The sequence below is a fragment of the Streptomyces doebereineriae genome (genome assembly GCF_031845645.1).
GTDB lineage: Bacteria > Actinomycetota > Actinomycetes > Streptomycetales > Streptomycetaceae > Streptomyces > Streptomyces canus.
The window spans coordinates 275,420-292,026 of sequence record NZ_JAVREZ010000006.1 but is presented as its reverse complement, the minus strand read 5'-3'; the positions used below and the strand labels follow the sequence as shown (position 1 = coordinate 292,026).

Here is a 16,607-nt window from a genome sequence, read left to right as displayed (position 1 = left end):
GCATTCAACACTTCTAGCATCCTCAGGTGGATTCATTCATCAATCTCAGATGTGTGGCCGCCTCCCTGCTGCTGGCCCTGGGCCTCGCGGTACCGGCGGCCCCCGCCTCGGCCGACTCCCGGCAGACAGTGCCGGAGGTATGGCCGACCCCTCAGAGAATCACCGTCGGATCCGGCCGACTCCCCGTTCCCGACCGCGTCGTCGAGGTCGTCGGCGCGGGTACCGATCCCTCGGCTCGAAAGGTCGTCGAGGCGGCTCTCAAGGCCGCCGGAGCCGACCGCATCACCACGGTCGACGCCGGCGACCGGCCGCCCCCGTCCGACCTGACCGTCTACCTCGGCGGCCCCGGCGAGAACAGCGCCACCACCCATGCACTGAAACAGCTCCGCGCCGCCTCCCCGTCCGGTCTCGCCCCCGGCGGCTACGTCCTGGCCTCCGGCCGCAGCCACGGCCAGGCCCTCCTCGCCCTCTCCGGCGTCGACACCACCGGCACCTTCTACGCCGCCCAGACCCTGCGCCAACTCCTGGACGGCAAACGCGAGTTGCCCGTGGTCAAGGTCCGCGACTGGCCCACCGCCGCCCTCCGCGGAGTCATCGAGGGCTTCTACGGCACCCCCTGGACGCACGCCGAGCGGCTCGCCCAACTCGACTTCTACGGCCGGACGAAGCAGAACGTCTACGTCTACTCCCCCAAGGACGACGACTACCTGCGCGCCCGCTGGCGGGACGAGTACCCGGCCGCGGCGCTGGACCGGCTGAAGGAACTGGTCGAGCGGGCCGACGCCGACCACGTCCGCTTCACCTACGCCCTCTCCCCCGGCCTGTCGGTCTGCTACTCGTCGGACGCCGACATCAAGGCGCTCACCACCAAGTTCGACTCGCTGTACGCCATCGGCGTCCGCTCCTTCGCGATACCGCTGGACGACATCAGCTACACCAAGTGGAACTGCCCCGAGGACGAGCAGGAGTTCGGCACGGGCGGTGGTGCGGCGGGTGCCGCGCAGGCCCATCTGCTGAACACCGCCTGGAAGCAGTTCTCCGCCGGCCACACCGGACTCCAGCCCCTGGAAATGGTCCCCACCGAGTACTCCGACCTCGCCGACTCCCCGTACAAGAAGGCCCTCAGGGAGCAGCTCGATCCGTCCGTGGTCGTCGAGTGGACCGGCGTCGGTGTCATCGCGCCCACCATCACCGCCGAGCAGCTGAAGCAGGCCCGCGAGGTCTACGGCCACCCGATCCTGGTCTGGGACAACTACCCGGTCAACGACTACGTCACCAGCCGTCTCCTCCTCGGCCCCTACACCGGCCGGGAACCCGGCGTGGCGAGCGCCGCCGTCGGCGTGACCGCCAACCCGATGGTCCAGGGCGAGGCGAGCCGGATCGCCCTGTTCACCTCGGCCGCCTTTCTGTGGAACCCGACCGCCTACGACCCGGGCAAGGCGTTCGCCGCCTCGGTCCAGGACCTGGCAGGACCCCACGCCGCCAAGTGGCTGCGGATCTTCGCCGAGAACAACTACTCCTCCCAGCTCGATCCGACCGAGTCCCCGACCCTCACCCGGCTGATCGCTGCCTTCCGCAAGGCCTACCAGCAGGACAGCGGACTCGACCGAGCGGCAGCCCGGTTGAAGGCCTACTTCGCCGACATGGCCGCCACTCCCGCGCAGTTGCGCGCCCGGCTCGCCAACCCCGGGTTCCTCGACGAGACCTCCGCCTGGCTCGACAAGCTCGGCCGCTACGGTGGCGCGGGCGGGACGGCCGTGGATCTGCTGCTGGCCCACAAGCGCGGTGACGCGGACGCCGTCTCCACGTACTGGAAGCAACTCCAGCAAGAACGCAAGGAGTTGGACGCCATTCCGCAGCAGGTCTCGCCGGGCGTGATGGACCAGTTCCTCTACACCACGATGCTGGAGAACGCCCCCGATCCCGGCGTGGACGCCTCCTTTACGCCCAGCTCCGTTTCGGTCCGGCCCGGAGCCTCCACCACGGTCACCCTCGACTTCTCCGACGCGCAGGCCAAAACCGTGAGCTGGAAGCTCGACGTGCCCGACGGCGTCACCGCCTCGCCCTCCGAGGGCACGGCCACGACCCCGGACGCCAAGGTCACCGTCACCCTCACCGGGAAGACCGAGGGCGTCCACTCCGTCGTCGTGTCGGGCACCGGCATCCTGGACCGCACTCTCCCGGTCCAGGTCACCGACGGCACCGGCACACCCCGAGCCCTGACCGCCGACTTCAGTGGCGCGTCGGTGAGTTCCATCGACCTGTCCTCCGGCACGACCAGGAACATCGCCGTCGGCAACAACCCCGGCGAGGTCGTCGTGAGCGCGGACGGGCATACCGCGTACGCCGCCAACCAGGGCTCCGACACGGTCAGCGTGATCGATGTGGCGAGCGGCACGGTCACCGCCACGGTCGCCGTCGGCAAGGTCCCCGCCGGACTCGCGCTCACCCCGGACGGCGGCACACTCTGGGTCGCCAACTACACGGACGGCACAGTGCAGTCGATCGACACGGGCACACTGAAGACCGGCACGCCGGTCCCGGTCGGCGACGGCCCCGAGAACATGGCGATCACGCCCGACGGCAGAACCCTGTACGTGGCCGACATCCACGACAACACGGTGAGCCCCGTCGACCTCGCCACCGGCAGGGCGGGCGCGCCGATCCCGGTCGGCCCCAGCCCCTTCAACGTCGTGGCGTCCCCCGACGGCAGGACGGTGTACGTCTCCAACTCCGGCGGCTCGACGGTGACTCCGATCGACACCGCGACGAACGACCCCGAGCCCACCCTCCTGGTCTCCGGCCAGGCGTACGGCCTCGCCCTCTCACCGGACGGCCGGACCCTGTGGGTCAGTCCGAGCAACGGAGACACCGTCACCCCCGTCGACACGGTGACCGGCGCACCGGGCAAGCAGGTGACCGTCGGAAAGTCAGCGTTCGACGTGGCCCTGGACTGGAACGGCGGCGCGGCCTACGTCACGACGGCGGACGGCAACTCCCTGGTACCGGTGGACACCGCCACGAACACCGCCGGGTCACCCCTGACGACCGGCGCGTATCCGCTGGCCGTCGCCTTGACTCCGGTACCTGTCGAGTAAGGGCTAGCTGAAAAAGGGGCGCGGGGAACTGCGCGACCAGCCCCCACCGGCCGCAAGTTCCCCGCGATACCCCAGGCACCCCTAGCTCGCGGTACGCCGAACCCGCCCCGCGTACCGCTTCTCAAGCTCGAGGTTGCCCTCAAAGCCTCCGGGCACGTTGGCCGACACGTAAACCGGCGGACGCTGACCCGAGGCGAGCAACAGCCCCGAAGCCTCCGCAACCGCCATCTGCACCAGCATCACACCGGTCAAGGAGGACAGCGCCCCCACCGCCCCACCCCCCGGCAACGACAGCAACGCATCCCCGACCGGCGCCGCGTTGTCCAGCACCACATCCGCCAGGTCCACGAGCTTCTTCCCGCTCGCGTGCCCGGCCGGCACGGCCGCCGTGTGGGTGAGAGAGGTAATCGCGAGGATCTTGTGCCCCTGCTGCCTGGCATGCAGCGCCATCTCCACGATGACGTTGTTGACGCCGGAGTTGGAGATGATGACGAACAGGTCCCGGGCGTGCGGCGCGGCCAGGTCGTAGAGGCGGACGGCCACCCCCGGCTCACGCTCCAGCAGCGGGTCGTCGAGGACGCTCGGGTCGTCACCGCCGTAGAGGACGAGGTCGGAGATCTGGAGCCGGTTCGTGGGCACGAGACCGCCCGCGCGGCCCGCGACCTCCAGGACCATCGCCTGGGAGTGACCGGTGCCGAAGGCGTGGATCACACCGTCGGCGCGGATGCAGTCGGCGATCAGCTCGGCGGCGCGGCGCACGTCCTCGCGGGCGGACTCGGTGACGTGACGGAGGACGTCCAGGCTCTGTTCGGCGAAGCCCTGGGCGCTGACTGACTCGACGGACACGCGACACTCCCCACTGATGGATTGAACCACCATACAATCACCCATCAGTGAATCAATAAACCACAACGCGGTCCTGGTATTCAATCAGTGGTCCTAAGGGTGGCTGATACCTTCTTTCCATGCCTCCGACCGACGTCACCACCCTGATCCGCACCGAGCTGCCCCGGCTGGCCGGTTCCCTGCGGAAGGTCGGCGAGCTGATCCTGGAGGATCCGGCCGCCGTCACCCACTGCTCGGCCGCCGAGCTGGGCCGCCGCACCGGGACCTCGCAGGCCACGGTGACCCGGTTCTGCCGCGCCATCGGACTCGACTCCTATCAGCATCTGCTGATCGAACTGGCCCAGGAGCGCGGCCGCGGCGAGGTCTCCGACTGGGGTTCGGCCGAGATCGGCCCCGACATCTCGCCGGACGACAGCCTGGAGCGGGTCGTCCAGGTGGTGGGCAGCGCGGATCTGCGCGCGATCCAGCAGACCATCGAGCGCATCGACCTCGACGCCCTGGAGCGCGCCGCCCAGGCCCTGGCCAAGGCCCGCCGCATCGACGTGTACGGCGTCGGCGGCAGCGGCGCGGTCGCCCAGGAGACCGAGACCCGGCTGTTCCGCATCGGCTGCCAGGTCCGCGGCTGGACCGAGGTGCACGGCGCGGCCACCTCCGCGGCCCTGCTCACCCCCGCCGACGTGGTCATCGGCATCTCCCACTCCGGTGCCACCCGCGAGACCCTCGAGCCCTTCGAGATGGCCAAGGAGCGGGGCGCGACCACCATCGCCATTACCACCGACCCACGCTCCCCGCTGGCCAAGGCCGCCGACATCCGGCTCATCTCGTCGACCTCGGAGACCAGCTTCCGCACCGGCAGCATCGGCGGCCGGCACTCCGTCCTGATGATCGTCGACTGCCTCTACGTCCGCGTCGGCCAGGTGGCCTACCAGCGGGCCAGCGCCTCCCTCGCGCTCACCGAGCACATCAGCCCACAGCATGCGGTGAAGGCTCGCCGTACGCGTTGACCGTGGCCGATCTTGCATGGATGAACCACCGAGATAACTCAAAGATGGTTGTTTGAATCATCCTCTCAGTGCCAGGATGGGGCTCCCCCGAGTCATCTCGTAGGAGCCCCATGCGTGTCACCGCTGTTGAGTCGACCGAGTTGTTCGTCGGTACACCCGAGCGGCCGCTCCAGGTGGTGGCCGCCGGCATCGAGCACCTCCCGGGCCGCTCGGTCCACGTCACCGTCGAGGGACGCGGCGTCGGAGAGACGGTCGTCACCGTCGGCGAGAACGGCACCGTGCGCGCCGAGATACCCGTGACCGGCGACGGCGGGCCGATCACGGTCACCGCGACCGACGGCGACGAGAGCGCGCACGGCACCGGAGAGTTCACGGTCGCCGAGCCCGGCTGGACCATGTTCATGGTCAGCCACTTCCACTACGACCCCGTCTGGTGGAACACCCAGGGCGCCTACACCGAGACCTGGGACGTCGCCGACGACCCGGCCACCACCGGCCTGCCGGCCCGCACCTTCGACTCGCGCGGCCAGTCCGGGATGAGCCTGGTCCGCGCCCACAGCGACCTGGCCCGGCGCGACCCGGCGTACACCTTCGTGCTGGCCGAGGTCGACTACCTCAAGCCGTACTGGGACTCCTTCCCGGAGGAGCGCGGCTTCCTGCGCGAGCTGATCCGCACCGGCCGCGTCGAGATCATGGGCGGCACCTACAACGAGCCGAACACCAATCTCACCGGCGCCGAGGCGACCGTACGCAATGCGCTGTACGGCGACGGATACCAGCGCGCGATCCTCGGGGCGTCCCCGGAGACGGCCTGGCAGCTGGACGCGTTCGGGCACGACCCGCAGTTCCCGGGGCTGATGGCCGACGCCGGGGTGACGTCCAGCTCCTGGGCGCGCGGTCCCTTCCACCAGTGGGGCCCCACCCTGTCCGTCTTCGGCGAGGAGCCGCGGGACCCGACGCGGATGCAGTTCCCGGCGGAGTTCGACTGGATCGCACCCTCGGGGCGCGGGCTCCTCACCGCGTACATGGTCAACCACTACGGCGCCGGGTGGCGGATCGACAACGCGCCGACGCTGCCCGAGGCGGAGGTGGAGGCGTTCAAGCTCTTCCAGGGGCTCAAGAAGGTCGCCCTCACCCGCAACGTGCTGCTCCCCGTCGGCGGGGACTACGCGCCGCCGTGCCGCTGGGTGATGGACATCCACCGGGACTGGAACGCCCGTTACGTCTGGCCCCGGTTCATCAGCGCCGTCCCCCGGGACTTCTTCGCCGCCGTGCGCGCGGAGCTGGACGCCGAGGGCCGCAGGGCCTCGCCGCAGACCCGGGACATGAACCCGATCTACACCGGCAAGGACGTCTCCTACATCGACACCAAGCAGGCCCAGCGTCACGGCGAGACGCTCCTCGCCGACGCGGAGGCCTGGGCCACCCTCGCCTCCCTCGTCACCGGGCACGCCTATCCGGACGCGGCCCTCGACAAGGCCTGGCGGCACCTCGTCTACGGCGCCCACCACGACGCCATCACCGGCTCCGAGTCGGACCAGGTGTACATCGATCTCCTCACCGGCTGGCGGGAGTTGGCCGACCTCGCCGAGACCGTGCACGCCGATGCCACCAAGGCGCTGGCCGACCAGGTCGAGCCGGGCACCGGCCCGGACCTGGTGGTCTTCAACCCGGCGACCTGGGAACGCCAGGACGTGCTGACCGTCGACGACCCGGGTCTGGTGCCCGTCGGCGACGACTTCCAGCCGCTGCCGGCCGTGCGCGAGCAGGACGGCACCCTGCGGGTCGTCGTCCCGCAGGTGCCCGGCATGGGCCTCAAGACCCTGCCCCTGGCGGCCGGTTCCCTCCCCGGGTGGACCTCCGGCGAGGGGACGACGATCCGCAACGAGTTCTACGAGGTGACGGTCGACGCGGTGCGCGGCGGTGCCGTGAGCAGCCTGCGGGCGGTGGCCGAGGGTGGCAGGGAGCTCCTGCCCGCCGGGGAGATCGGCAACGAGCTCGTCGTCCAGGAGGAGTTCCCGAGGCACCCGCGCTTCGGCGAGGGCCCCTGGCACCTCACCCCGACCGGCACGACCGCCGCGCGCGGCCGTGACGTGACCGCCGACGTCGAGGTCGATCACTCCCCGGCCGGATCCCGGATCACCGTCCGCGCCGACCTCGGCGTCTTCAAGTACACCCAGCGGCTGACCCTCTGGGCGGGCGTCGACCGGCTCGACGTCTCCACGACGATCGACGGCTACGACGGCGCCGACCGCCTGATCCGGGTCCGCTGGCCCTCCGACGTGCGGGGCGGGCTGCCGGTGCACGAGGTCGCCGACGCGGTGGTCGGGCGCGGCTTCGGTTTCGTGGAGGTGGACAGCGAGCAGTTCCCATGGACGCTGGACAACCCGGCCAACACCTGGTTCGCCCTGGGATCCACGGCCCGGGTGCTCCTGCACGACGACTCCGGTGCGCCACTGGGCAGCCGGGCCATCGGTGTCGCGGAGCTGGTGTACGCCGACTGGGACGAGGCCGGTGAGCTGGGCACCCCGCTCGCGGCGGCCCTCGTCCGGGCGGGCGTCACCGCCACCTCGACCATCGCGGGCGGCCCCCGCTACGGAGACCTGGAGGTGGACTCCAACCTCCCCGACATCCGGATCACCGTCGGCGGCCCGGAGCGCAACTCCCTGGTCGCCGAGGCGCTCGCCATGGACCCGGCCGCCGACCGTGAGCTGCGCCGCCAGGTCGCCGAGCGGGGTGTGGCGGCCGTGTGGGTCGCACCGCGCGCCTCGCTGCGCGAGGAGTGGGTGCCGGGCGCCGACCTGCGCGACGTGGAACGCCTGCCGCTGCTGGTGATCGCGGGCGCGGACCCTTCGGGTGACGCCAAGGCGGTCGACGCGCTGATCGCCGACCTGGAGGACTTCACCGTCACGGCCACGGCGCCGGGCGGTGGCGAGGCCCTGCCACCGGGCGACGCATGGGACGGGCGCGGCTTCGCCGTCCTGAACCGCGGCACGCCGGGCTGTGTGGTCACCTCCTCCGGAGACCTCTACATGTCCCTGATGCGCTCCTGCACCGGCTGGCCGTCCGGCATCTGGGTCGACCCGCCCCGCCGCACGACCCCCGACGGGTCGGGATTCCAGCTCCAGCGCTGGTCGCACACCTTCGAGTACGCGGTCGTGGCGGGCGAGGGTGACTGGCGGGACCTCCGACTCCCCGCCCGCGGCCATGAGTTCAACCATCCGCTCACGGCCCGGGTGCGCGGTGCGGGCACGTCCCCGCTCCTGCCCAGGAAGACCTCCCTGCTGACGGTCGAGCCCGCCCGCGAGGTGCTCCTCGACGCCCTCAAGCCGCTGGGCTCCCCGCTGGCCCGGGGCGGCACGACACCGGCGGACCCGGGGCGCGGGGTCGTCGTCCGCGTGCACGAGGTGAACGGACGGCCGGTGCGGGCCCGGGTGCGCGGGCCGGTCGCCTGGACGGAGGGCGCCCGGGCGGACGTACTGGAAAGGCCCGGGGAGTCGCTGATCCCGGACGGCGAGGGAGCTCTGGAGGCGGAGCTGACCGGCTTCGAGGTGGCCACCGTCCTGGCCACGCCCCCACAGGCTCCCGAGCCGAAGGCCGACCCCGGTGTCGCCGCCCACGAGCCCGCCCAGCCCGTCCACACCCGCTACTGGCTGCACAACTCCGGGCCCGCCCCACGCGGCAACATGCCCGTCTCCGTCTACCTCTCCCCCACGGCTCTGACCGCCTCCGGCCCCGTCTCGGCGACGGTCCGGATCAGCTCGGAGCTCACCGACACCTCGACGAACGGCACGGTGGTCTTCGAGGCGCCGCCCGGCTGGTCCGCGGAGCCCGCCGAACTGCCGTACGCGCTCGGCCCCGGCGGCTTCTCGCTGGCCGAGGTGACGGTGACGCCGCCACCGGACGCCGAGCCCGGCCGCCACTGGCTGTCGGCCCGGTTGTCGTACGGCGGTCAGATCTACGAGGACGTCGTCGGCCTCGACGTGCCCGGCGGTCCGCCCGCCGGGCAGGGGCTGGTGTGCGAGCTGAACGCCGACCGGGTCACCCTGCGCAGGGGTGAGCGGGCTCAGGTTCCGGTGAGCCTGCACAACACCACACGGGGCCCGGTCGGCGGCCAGCTGTGGGCGGTGTCGTCGTGGGGCACGTGGCGGGGCGTGGGCCCCGGACTGCGGGGCTTCACGGTGCCGGGCGGGGAACAGATGGAGTGCGCGATCGAGCTGGACGGCTCGTCGATCCCACCGGGTTCGTACTGGCTGCTGGCGAAGGCGGCATGGAACGGCCACGTGGCCTACACCAAGGCGATCGCCCTGGAGGTGACCCCGTGACCCAGGAACACGCGGCACTGATAGACGGTGAGCCACTACCGACAGAACGGGTGAACGCCTTCCTTGCAGCGCCCCAAAGGGGCGCGGGGCTGTATCAATCTGCGGCTCCGCCGCGGGGCGCGACCAGCCACAACGGCCCCGCACCCGCCCGACGACAGACAGAGGCACCCTCTGTCGCGAGACAACGCCGCCGCTGGGCCACCCAAGTAGTCGTCACCGATGAACTCGCCCGCCGAGCCTGCGCCGACCGGGGCCTGAAAGTACCGGAAGAGGTGTCACCCGTCTCCGTCCTGGCCGTCGCCGAGACAGACGTCGCCGACCTCGGCAGCATCGTCGCCGCAGCGCTCGCCCACTCCCCCGCCGCCCGCACCCTCCTCACCGCCCTGGAAGCCGAACAGACGGTCCCGGAGACCGCCGTACGGGACTACTACGCCCGCAACCACGACCGCTTCCTGACCGCGGAGGCGTTGAGGCGAGGCGTCACCCCCTTCGACGGGGTCGCCCCGGAGGACCTCCTGCCGTACGACGAGGTCCGCGAAGGCATCACACGCGAGCTCCGCAAGGCAGCAGGCCGCAAGGCCTTCTTCGGCTGGCTGGACCAGGCACGTGCCGGTGTGACCTACGCCCATGGGCATGAACACCCCGGCGACCCCTCGCACCCGGACCACGAACACCGGCACTGATCTCGCACGGAACCTAAACGCAACACGGGAAACCATTGACCTCCGATGAATTCTGGTCCACCTTTTCATCAATCGGAGTCGGAGTTGGTTCATTGAACCAGCCGTGGAGGGGCATCACATGCGCGCAAAGAGACTGACCCGCACCCTGACCTGTTTCGCCGTTCTGTCGCTGACAGCCGCCGGCTGCGGCCTGTCCGGCGGGGGTTCCGACAGCGGTGACGCCACCGCCGGCGGCTGCAAGGTCGACAAGGGCAACGTCGGGTCGGGCAAGCTCACCGGCGAGGTCAAGGGCGACATCACCTTCCAGACCACCAACCTGAAGAAGGACTTCGGGGACTTCTTCAACGGAGTGATCAAGGACTTCGAGACGGCCCACCCCGGCACCAAGGTCAAGTGGATCGACGACCCGGGCGACTCGACGTTCGGCCAGCGCACGGTCGCCGACGCCCAGGCCTGCACCCTCCCGGACGTCCTCAACGTCGACTCCCCCACCGCGACCTCCCTCACCAAGGCCGGCTATCTGCTGAACGTGGGCGTCAAGGACCCCGACGCCGCCAAGCCCTTCGTCCCGGCCTTCTGGAAGTCCAGCCTCATGAAGGACCCCTCCGGCGCGTCGGTCCACACGGTCCTGCCCTGGTACACCGGCGGCATCGTCCTGACGTACAACACCGATCTGCTGAAGCAGGCCGGTATCGACCCGGCGAAGCCGCCGACGACCCTGTTCGGGCTGTTCGCGGACTACGAGAAGGTCGCCAAGGCGGGCGACGGCAAGTTCTACGCGACGATGGCCAACCCGGTGTGGCGGATCCCGTCCGACTGGGACCAGATGAACATCAAGACGCTCTCCGCCGACGGCAAGTCCGCCGTCTTCGCCGACGACCCGCGCACGGTCCAGTGGGTCGAGTGGATGACCAAGCTGTACAAGGAGGGCGCGATGCCGAAGGACTCGCTGTCCTCCAGCAACGACCCGTCCACGCTCTACAGCCAGGGCAAGGTCGCCTACGGCTCGACCAACCCGAGCTTCGTGCGCTTCGTGCAGCAGAACAGCCCCTCGGTCTACGACAAGACCGCGGTCGGCCAGCAGCCCTTCGACGCGCTCGGCCACACCACCGGCGCCCCGCAGTACATCGCGACCGCGGCGACCAGCAAGAACGCCCCCACGGCGCTGGCGTTCTCCGAGTTCCTCACCAACGCCGAGAACCAGACGGCCTGGTGCAAGGACCCGAAGGTGGTGATCTTCCCGACGACCTCGGCCTCACTGGACGACCCGTTCTTCCAGAAGGTCACCGGTGACGACCCGTTCGCGCAGGCCCGCAAGCTGGTCGCCGAGCAGCTGAAGACGGCCACCGCCTACCAGACCAACATCTCCTCGGCCATGCAGAACGCCATCGTCGCCCAGGTGCAGCTGGCCATGCAGGGCAAGAAGAGCGCGGCGGACGCGGTGAAGGACGCCCAGGCGAAGGCCAACGAGATGCTGAAGCAGAGCAGCTGATGGCGGCGACGCACACCACGAACCCGGTGTCCGTGCCCGGTGCGGAGGCGAAGGCCGCCGCGCCGGGCCCGGCCCCGTCCCGTGCCCGGCGGCTCGCCAGAGCCGTACTGCCGGGGCCCGCCCCGGGCGCCAACGGGGCGGCCATGTACCGACGTTGGTGGCTGCCCTGGCTGTGGACCGCGCCCGCGATCGCCTGCGCGGTGATCTTCGGGGTGTTCCCGTTCCTCAACACCATGCTGCTGTCGTTCACCAACGCCAAGCCGCTGGGCGGCGCGTACAGGTTCGTCGGGCTCGACAACTACACGCGGATGCTGGACGACTCGGACTTCTGGCTGGCGACCCGCAACAGCATCCTGTACGCGCTGATCGTCGTACCGCTGATGGTGCTGCTGCCGCTGCTGCTCGCCGTACTGGTGGAGAAGAACCTGCCGGGCATCGGCTTCTTCCGGTCGGCGTTCTACACACCGGTGCTGGCCTCCAGCGTGGTCGTCGGTCTGAGCTGGCAGTGGCTGCTGGCCGACGACGGACTGGTCAACACCTGGCTGCAGAAGGCCCACTTGATCAGGTCGGCGATCCCGTTCCTGTCGGACTCGTGGCTGATCCTGCTGTCCGCGATGGGCCTGACCCTGTGGAAGGGCCTCGGCTGGTACATGGTCTTCTACCTGGCCGCTCTTGGGAACGTCCCCAAGGAGCTCCACGAGGCCGCCGCCATGGACGGCGCCGGAGCGGCCCGCCGCTTCTGGCACATCACCGTGCCCGGCGTACGGCAGGCCATGATGCTCGTCGGCACCCTCACCGGCATCGGATCGCTCAGGGTCTTCACCGAGATCTACATGCTCGGCAGCGCCACCGGCGGTCCCGGCGGCGCCGACCGCACCCTGCCCTTCTACATCCGGGACGTCGGCCTGGACCCGATCACCGGCAACGCGGGGTACGGCTCGGCCGTCAGCGTGGCCCTGTTCCTGCTGACGCTGGGGCTGACCCTGCTGGCGCAGCGCCTGACGAAGGAGGACGAGGCATGACGACCGCTGTCGCACCCAAGCGCCGCCGCCTGATGCCGCGTTGGCGGGACTACGGCCGCCCCCGCGAACTCGTCGTCCGCTATCTGCTGCTCCTCCTGGTCCTCGGCCTCACCGTCGGCCCGCTGCTCTGGCAGCTCCTCGCCTCCCTGAAGAGCACCGGCGAGGACGTCTTCGGCGCGAACGCCACCCTGCTGCCCCACCACCCGACCCTGCGGGCCTACCGGACCATCTTCGACCAGGTGCCGGTGGGCACGTACATCAGGAACAGCCTGATCGTGGTCGCCCTGTCGGTCACCAGCCAGCTGGTCTTCTCCACCACCGCCGGCTACATGCTCTCCAAGCCCGGCTGGAAGGGCCGCAAGGCGGTCTGGGTGGTCCTGATCGCCTCGATGATGTTCCCCTTCGAGTCGATCATGGTGTCGCTGTTCCTGAGCATCCGGGACATGGGCCTGGTCGACCACCTGGCCGGCGTGTGGCTGCCCGGGTTCGTCGGCGCCATCAACGTCCTCCTCATGCGCGGCGCGTTCCTCGCGGTCCCGCGCGAGATCGAGGACTCGGCCATGCTCGACGGCGCGAACGAGTGGCAGCGCTTCAGGCACCTGTATCTGCCGTCCGCGTGGGGCGCGATCCTGGTGGTCGTCATCAACACCTTCATCAGCGCCTGGGACGACTTCCTGTGGCCGCTGATCGTGCTGCGCTCCGAGAGCAACATGACGCTGACGCTGGGACTTTCCCGCCTGCAGAACTCGTCGTTCGGCTACGACCAGCGGATGGTCATGGCCGGCTCGGTGATCTCCGTGATCCCGGTGCTGGTGCTGTTCGTGATCACCCAGCGGTGGTTCTACAAGGGTGTCTCGTCAGGGGCCGTCAAGCTGTGACCCCGCGCGCCGAGCGCCTCCCCGGCTGAGGCGGCGACCCTGATCTCGACCGTCCTGGAAGGGGCGAGCTGCTCGGGGTCCAGGGTCAGCGAGACCGTACGGCACTCACCCGGAGCCAGGCCGACACCCTCGAACGCGCACAGTTCGAGGGTGCGCGGCCAGGTGGGGGTGAGCAGGCGGCGCAGATAGACCTGGACCACCGAACGCCCGTACCGCTGACCGGTGTTGGTGACATCGACCTCGACCGTGAGGCCCGTGAGCCGTGGCGTGCCGTACGCGAAACTCGTGTACGACAGTCCGTGCCCGAAGGAGTACCGCGGCTCGGCGCTCTCGTCCACGTATCCGCCGTACTCGGTGTCCTTGTGGTTGTAATGGACGGGGAGTTGGGCCGCCGAGCGCGGGACGGAGACCGGCAGTCGGCCCGTCGGCTCCGTGAGTCCGAGCAGGACCCCGGCGATCGCCTCGCCGCCCCACGGGCCCGGATACCAGGCGGTGAGCAGCGCGTCGGCGGTGTCGGGGACGAGGTGCGGGCGGCCCTGGATCAGGACGACCGCCGTGGGCGTGCCGGTCGCGACGACGGCGTCCAGGAGCGCGTACTGGGCCCGGCCGAGCCGCAGTCCGGCCAGGTCGACGCCCTCGCCGCAGGTCATCTCGGACACGGCCTTGCGTGCGGCCCCGTTGGCGTCGAACACGGTCTCGGGGGTACGGGCGCTGCTGCCGCCCAGCACCAGGACGGCCAGGTCGGACGCGGCGGCCTGGGCGGTGGCCTCGGGGATCCCGGAGAGGCCGTCGCCGGTGAGGGCGCAGCCGGGGGCGTGGCGGATCTCCAGGCCGGGCGGGGCGAGGCGGCGCAGGGCGTCGAGGACGCTGCTGCCGGTGCCGGGGCGCTGCGGGGCGGTGTAGTCGCCCAACTGGTGTGCGGTGGTGGCGGCTTGAGGCCCGAGAACGGCGATCCGTGAGACGTGCGCGCCGATGGGCAGCACGCCGTCGTTGCGCAGGAGGGTCACAGCCGCCCGGGCGGCCTCCCTGCTGATCGCCTCACCGTCGGCGGGCGGTCGGGCCGTCGCGTCCTGCCCTTCGAAGAGGCCCAGCCGGAACTTGAGCCGCAGCACGCGGGCGACGGCGGTGTCGAGGGTCTTCTCGCTCACCAGACCACGCTCGACCGCCTCCTCCAGATGGGTGAAGCCCTCGTCCCAAAGGCTCAGATCCACACCGGAGTCGAGGGCGAGAGCACCCGCGGAGACCTTGTCCCCCGTGATCCGCGCCAGCCGGTCGACGGCCAGGCCGTCGGCCATGACGAGCCCGTCGAAGCCCCAGTCCTCGCGCAACAGCCCGGTGAGCAGGGCGCGGTTGCCGGAGCAGGGCATCCCGTCCACCTCGTTGTACGCGGCCATGACGGCGGCGGCGCCCGCGCGGACACCGGCCCGGGCGGCGGGGAGGTGGATCTCGTGGAGCTCGCGCAGTCCGAGCTCCGACTCTGCGGAGTTGCGGCCACCGACGGTGGCACCCTGGCCGGCGAAGTGCTTGAGGACGACGGGAGCCTTGCCGGCGGCGAAGACGTCGTCGTCCGGGGCACCCTGCATGCCCCGGACCAGCGCCTCCGTCAGCCGGGCGGCCAGGTACGGGTCCTCGCCGAAGCACTCCTCCGTACGGCCCCAGCGCGGATCGCGGACGATGTCCAGCGCCGAGACGAGGGCCACGTGGCCGCCGCGGGCACGGAGCTCGGCGGCGGCGTGCGCGGCGGCGCGCTCGTAGAGGCCGGGGTCCCAGGTGGCGCCGATCGCCAGGTTGACCGGGAGGACCGTGCCGTCGAGGGCCATGAGGCCGTGCGGGACCTCCTCGACGAAGAGTGCGGGGATGCCGAGCCGGCTCCGGCCCACGACATGCCGCTGGACCAGCTCGGCGAGGGCGGCTCCGTCCGCCGCGCCCGGTCCGCTCCCGTGGTCCACGCCGGACCAGGCGTCGGCGCGCTGGAGGCCGTACAGGGCACCGAGTCCCTCGAAACGGTCGGTCTCGGCGTACAGGGCCTCGGTGAGTTCGAAGCCGCCGTCGGAAGTCCGGCGGTAGGCGTCCCAGCCGTACATGCGCTGGTTGACCTGGCCGACCTTCTCGCGCAGGGTCATCCGGGACAGGAGATCGCGGACGCGGGCGTCGATGGGTGCGGTGGGGTCGCGGTAGAGGACATCGCTCATGACGGATGCGCCAGCCGTGCGAGGGCGACCGCGCCGGGACAGCCGTCGGCCACCCAGTCGAGGCTCAGGCCGTGGATATGGAGCCGTTCGGCCAGCGGGGTCGTGAGCGGACCCTGGGGACCGAGCAGGCCGCCTGTGGCGACGATCCGTTCGCCGGGGCGCGGTTCCAGCGCCCGTACGGTCTCCAGCAGGTGGTCCGCCGCCTCCCTCAGGATCGTCTCCGCCACGGTGTCCTTCTCGGCGGCCGCGTCGGCGACCAGCGGGGCGAAGCGGGCCAGCCGGATCGGCGGATCGGCCATGACGGCGGGCAGCAGATGGCGGCGGAAGTCCTCACGCCGGGCGGGTGACCAGCCGGGGATGCCGGTGGGGTGGGCGCCGGTACCGCTCGGCAGGGCGGTGCCGCCATGGTCGTACGAAGGGATTGAGCCCTTCGGGAGGACGTCGACCGGCAGACCGAGGGTGCGGCCGACCCAGCCGGCGAGGACGGTCGGACGCCCGCGGCCGTCGGCCATGCGCAGGGCCGCACGGACCGCGCTGCGGCCGATCCAGAAGCCGCTGCCCTCGTCGCCGAGGAGCCAGCCGTCACCGTCCACCGTGGTCGTGGCGTGACGGTCGGTGATGCGCATGGCGACCGCGCCCGTGCCCGCGACCAGGGCGAGCCCGTCGGAGGGGGTGCCGGGGGCGGCGGCGAAGGCGGCCTCGATGTCGCTGCAGACGCCCACCCGGCGGGCCGGGATGCCGAGGCGGCCCAGGGCCTCGGTGAGGGCCTTCCGGGCCCGGGAGGTGCCGGGGTCCTCCTCCGAGGCCGCCGTGGCGCCCGCGAAACCGCCGGTCACGGCCACCACCCGGGCGCGCGCACCCTCGGGCACCACCCGGGCCAGCGCCTCGGCGAGGTGGTCGGTGAGCTGCGGGACCGGCACGGTCATGGCGTTGCCCGGGCCGGCGGTGCTCTCGGCCAGCACGCGACCGTCCTCGGCGGCGGCGAGGACCGCGCGGGTGCGGGTGCCCCCGGCGTCGAGGCCGACGACCAATTCTTGGTTCAAATCATTACCCATCGACGACTATGG

Annotated in this window: 10 protein-coding genes; 7 read left to right on the top strand and 3 right to left on the bottom strand. The window is 71.0% G+C overall.

Annotation, left to right across the window (positions count from 1 at the left end):
* Positions 1–26 precede the first annotated feature (26 nt).
* Entirely contained in the window at positions 27–3,098 is a 3,072-nt protein-coding gene (locus RNB18_RS19950) for a beta-N-acetylglucosaminidase domain-containing protein (RefSeq protein ID WP_311715427.1), read from the top strand.
* 81 nt (positions 3,099–3,179) lie between these two features.
* Here RNB18_RS19950 and RNB18_RS19945 read toward each other — a convergent pair whose 3' ends face one another.
* Positions 3,180–3,944, bottom strand: a complete 765-nt coding sequence (locus RNB18_RS19945; protein WP_311715426.1) for an SIS domain-containing protein — start codon at positions 3,942–3,944, stop codon at positions 3,180–3,182.
* A 119-nt stretch (positions 3,945–4,063) separates the two neighbouring features.
* Here RNB18_RS19945 and RNB18_RS19940 point away from each other — a divergent pair, with 119 nt between their 5' ends.
* From RNB18_RS19940 to RNB18_RS19915, 6 genes are all read left to right on the top strand, one after another.
* Entirely contained in the window at positions 4,064–4,948 is an 885-nt protein-coding gene (locus RNB18_RS19940) for a MurR/RpiR family transcriptional regulator (protein WP_311715425.1), read from the top strand.
* Between the two features lie 110 nt (positions 4,949–5,058).
* On the top strand, positions 5,059–9,273 hold the full coding sequence (locus RNB18_RS19935; RefSeq protein WP_311715424.1) for a glycoside hydrolase family 38 N-terminal domain-containing protein: 4,215 nt from the start codon (positions 5,059–5,061) through the stop codon (positions 9,271–9,273).
* On the top strand, positions 9,219–9,956 hold the full coding sequence (locus tag RNB18_RS19930; RefSeq protein WP_311715423.1) for a peptidyl-prolyl cis-trans isomerase: 738 nt from the start codon (positions 9,219–9,221) through the stop codon (positions 9,954–9,956). The genes RNB18_RS19935 and RNB18_RS19930 overlap by 55 nt, the downstream gene beginning before the upstream one ends.
* 118 nt (positions 9,957–10,074) lie before the next feature.
* On the top strand, positions 10,075–11,448 hold the full coding sequence (locus tag RNB18_RS19925; RefSeq protein ID WP_311715422.1) for an extracellular solute-binding protein: 1,374 nt from the start codon (positions 10,075–10,077) through the stop codon (positions 11,446–11,448).
* A complete protein-coding gene (locus RNB18_RS19920; protein WP_311715421.1) occupies positions 11,448–12,470 on the top strand; it encodes a carbohydrate ABC transporter permease in 1,023 nt (340 codons plus the stop codon). Before RNB18_RS19925 ends, RNB18_RS19920 begins: the two co-directional genes overlap by 1 nt.
* Positions 12,467–13,348, top strand: a complete 882-nt coding sequence (locus RNB18_RS19915) for a carbohydrate ABC transporter permease (protein ID WP_280861904.1) — start codon at positions 12,467–12,469, stop codon at positions 13,346–13,348. Before RNB18_RS19920 ends, RNB18_RS19915 begins: the two co-directional genes overlap by 4 nt.
* On the opposite strand, the gene RNB18_RS19910 is transcribed toward RNB18_RS19915, so the two are convergent.
* Together RNB18_RS19910 and RNB18_RS19905 are read right to left on the bottom strand one after the other, a co-directional pair.
* The gene (locus RNB18_RS19910; RefSeq protein ID WP_311715420.1) at positions 13,312–15,540 is read right to left on the bottom strand and encodes a glycoside hydrolase family 3 N-terminal domain-containing protein; all 2,229 of its coding nucleotides are present in this window, start codon (positions 15,538–15,540) and stop codon (positions 13,312–13,314) included. The genes RNB18_RS19915 and RNB18_RS19910 overlap by 37 nt on opposite strands.
* Positions 15,537–16,595: an N-acetylglucosamine kinase gene (locus RNB18_RS19905; RefSeq protein WP_311715419.1), complete on the bottom strand. Its 1,059-nt coding sequence runs from the start codon at positions 16,593–16,595 to the stop codon at positions 15,537–15,539. The genes RNB18_RS19910 and RNB18_RS19905 overlap by 4 nt, the downstream gene beginning before the upstream one ends.
* Positions 16,596–16,607: the final 12 nt, after the last annotated feature.

Coding starts and splice junctions, on each gene's coding strand:
- RNB18_RS19930 (WP_311715423.1), top strand. CDS start 9,219: ATGGAACGGCCACGTGGCCTACACCAAGGCGATCGCCCTGGAGGTGAC.
- RNB18_RS19935 (WP_311715424.1), top strand. CDS start 5,059: ATGCGTGTCACCGCTGTTGAGTCGACCGAGTTGTTCGTCGGTACACCC.
- RNB18_RS19910 (WP_311715420.1), bottom strand. CDS start 15,540: ATGAGCGATGTCCTCTACCGCGACCCCACCGCACCCATCGACGCCCGC.
- RNB18_RS19920 (WP_311715421.1), top strand. CDS start 11,448: ATGGCGGCGACGCACACCACGAACCCGGTGTCCGTGCCCGGTGCGGAG.
- RNB18_RS19905 (WP_311715419.1), bottom strand. CDS start 16,595: ATGGGTAATGATTTGAACCAAGAATTGGTCGTCGGCCTCGACGCCGGG.
- RNB18_RS19925 (WP_311715422.1), top strand. CDS start 10,075: ATGCGCGCAAAGAGACTGACCCGCACCCTGACCTGTTTCGCCGTTCTG.
- RNB18_RS19915 (WP_280861904.1), top strand. CDS start 12,467: ATGACGACCGCTGTCGCACCCAAGCGCCGCCGCCTGATGCCGCGTTGG.
- RNB18_RS19940 (WP_311715425.1), top strand. CDS start 4,064: ATGCCTCCGACCGACGTCACCACCCTGATCCGCACCGAGCTGCCCCGG.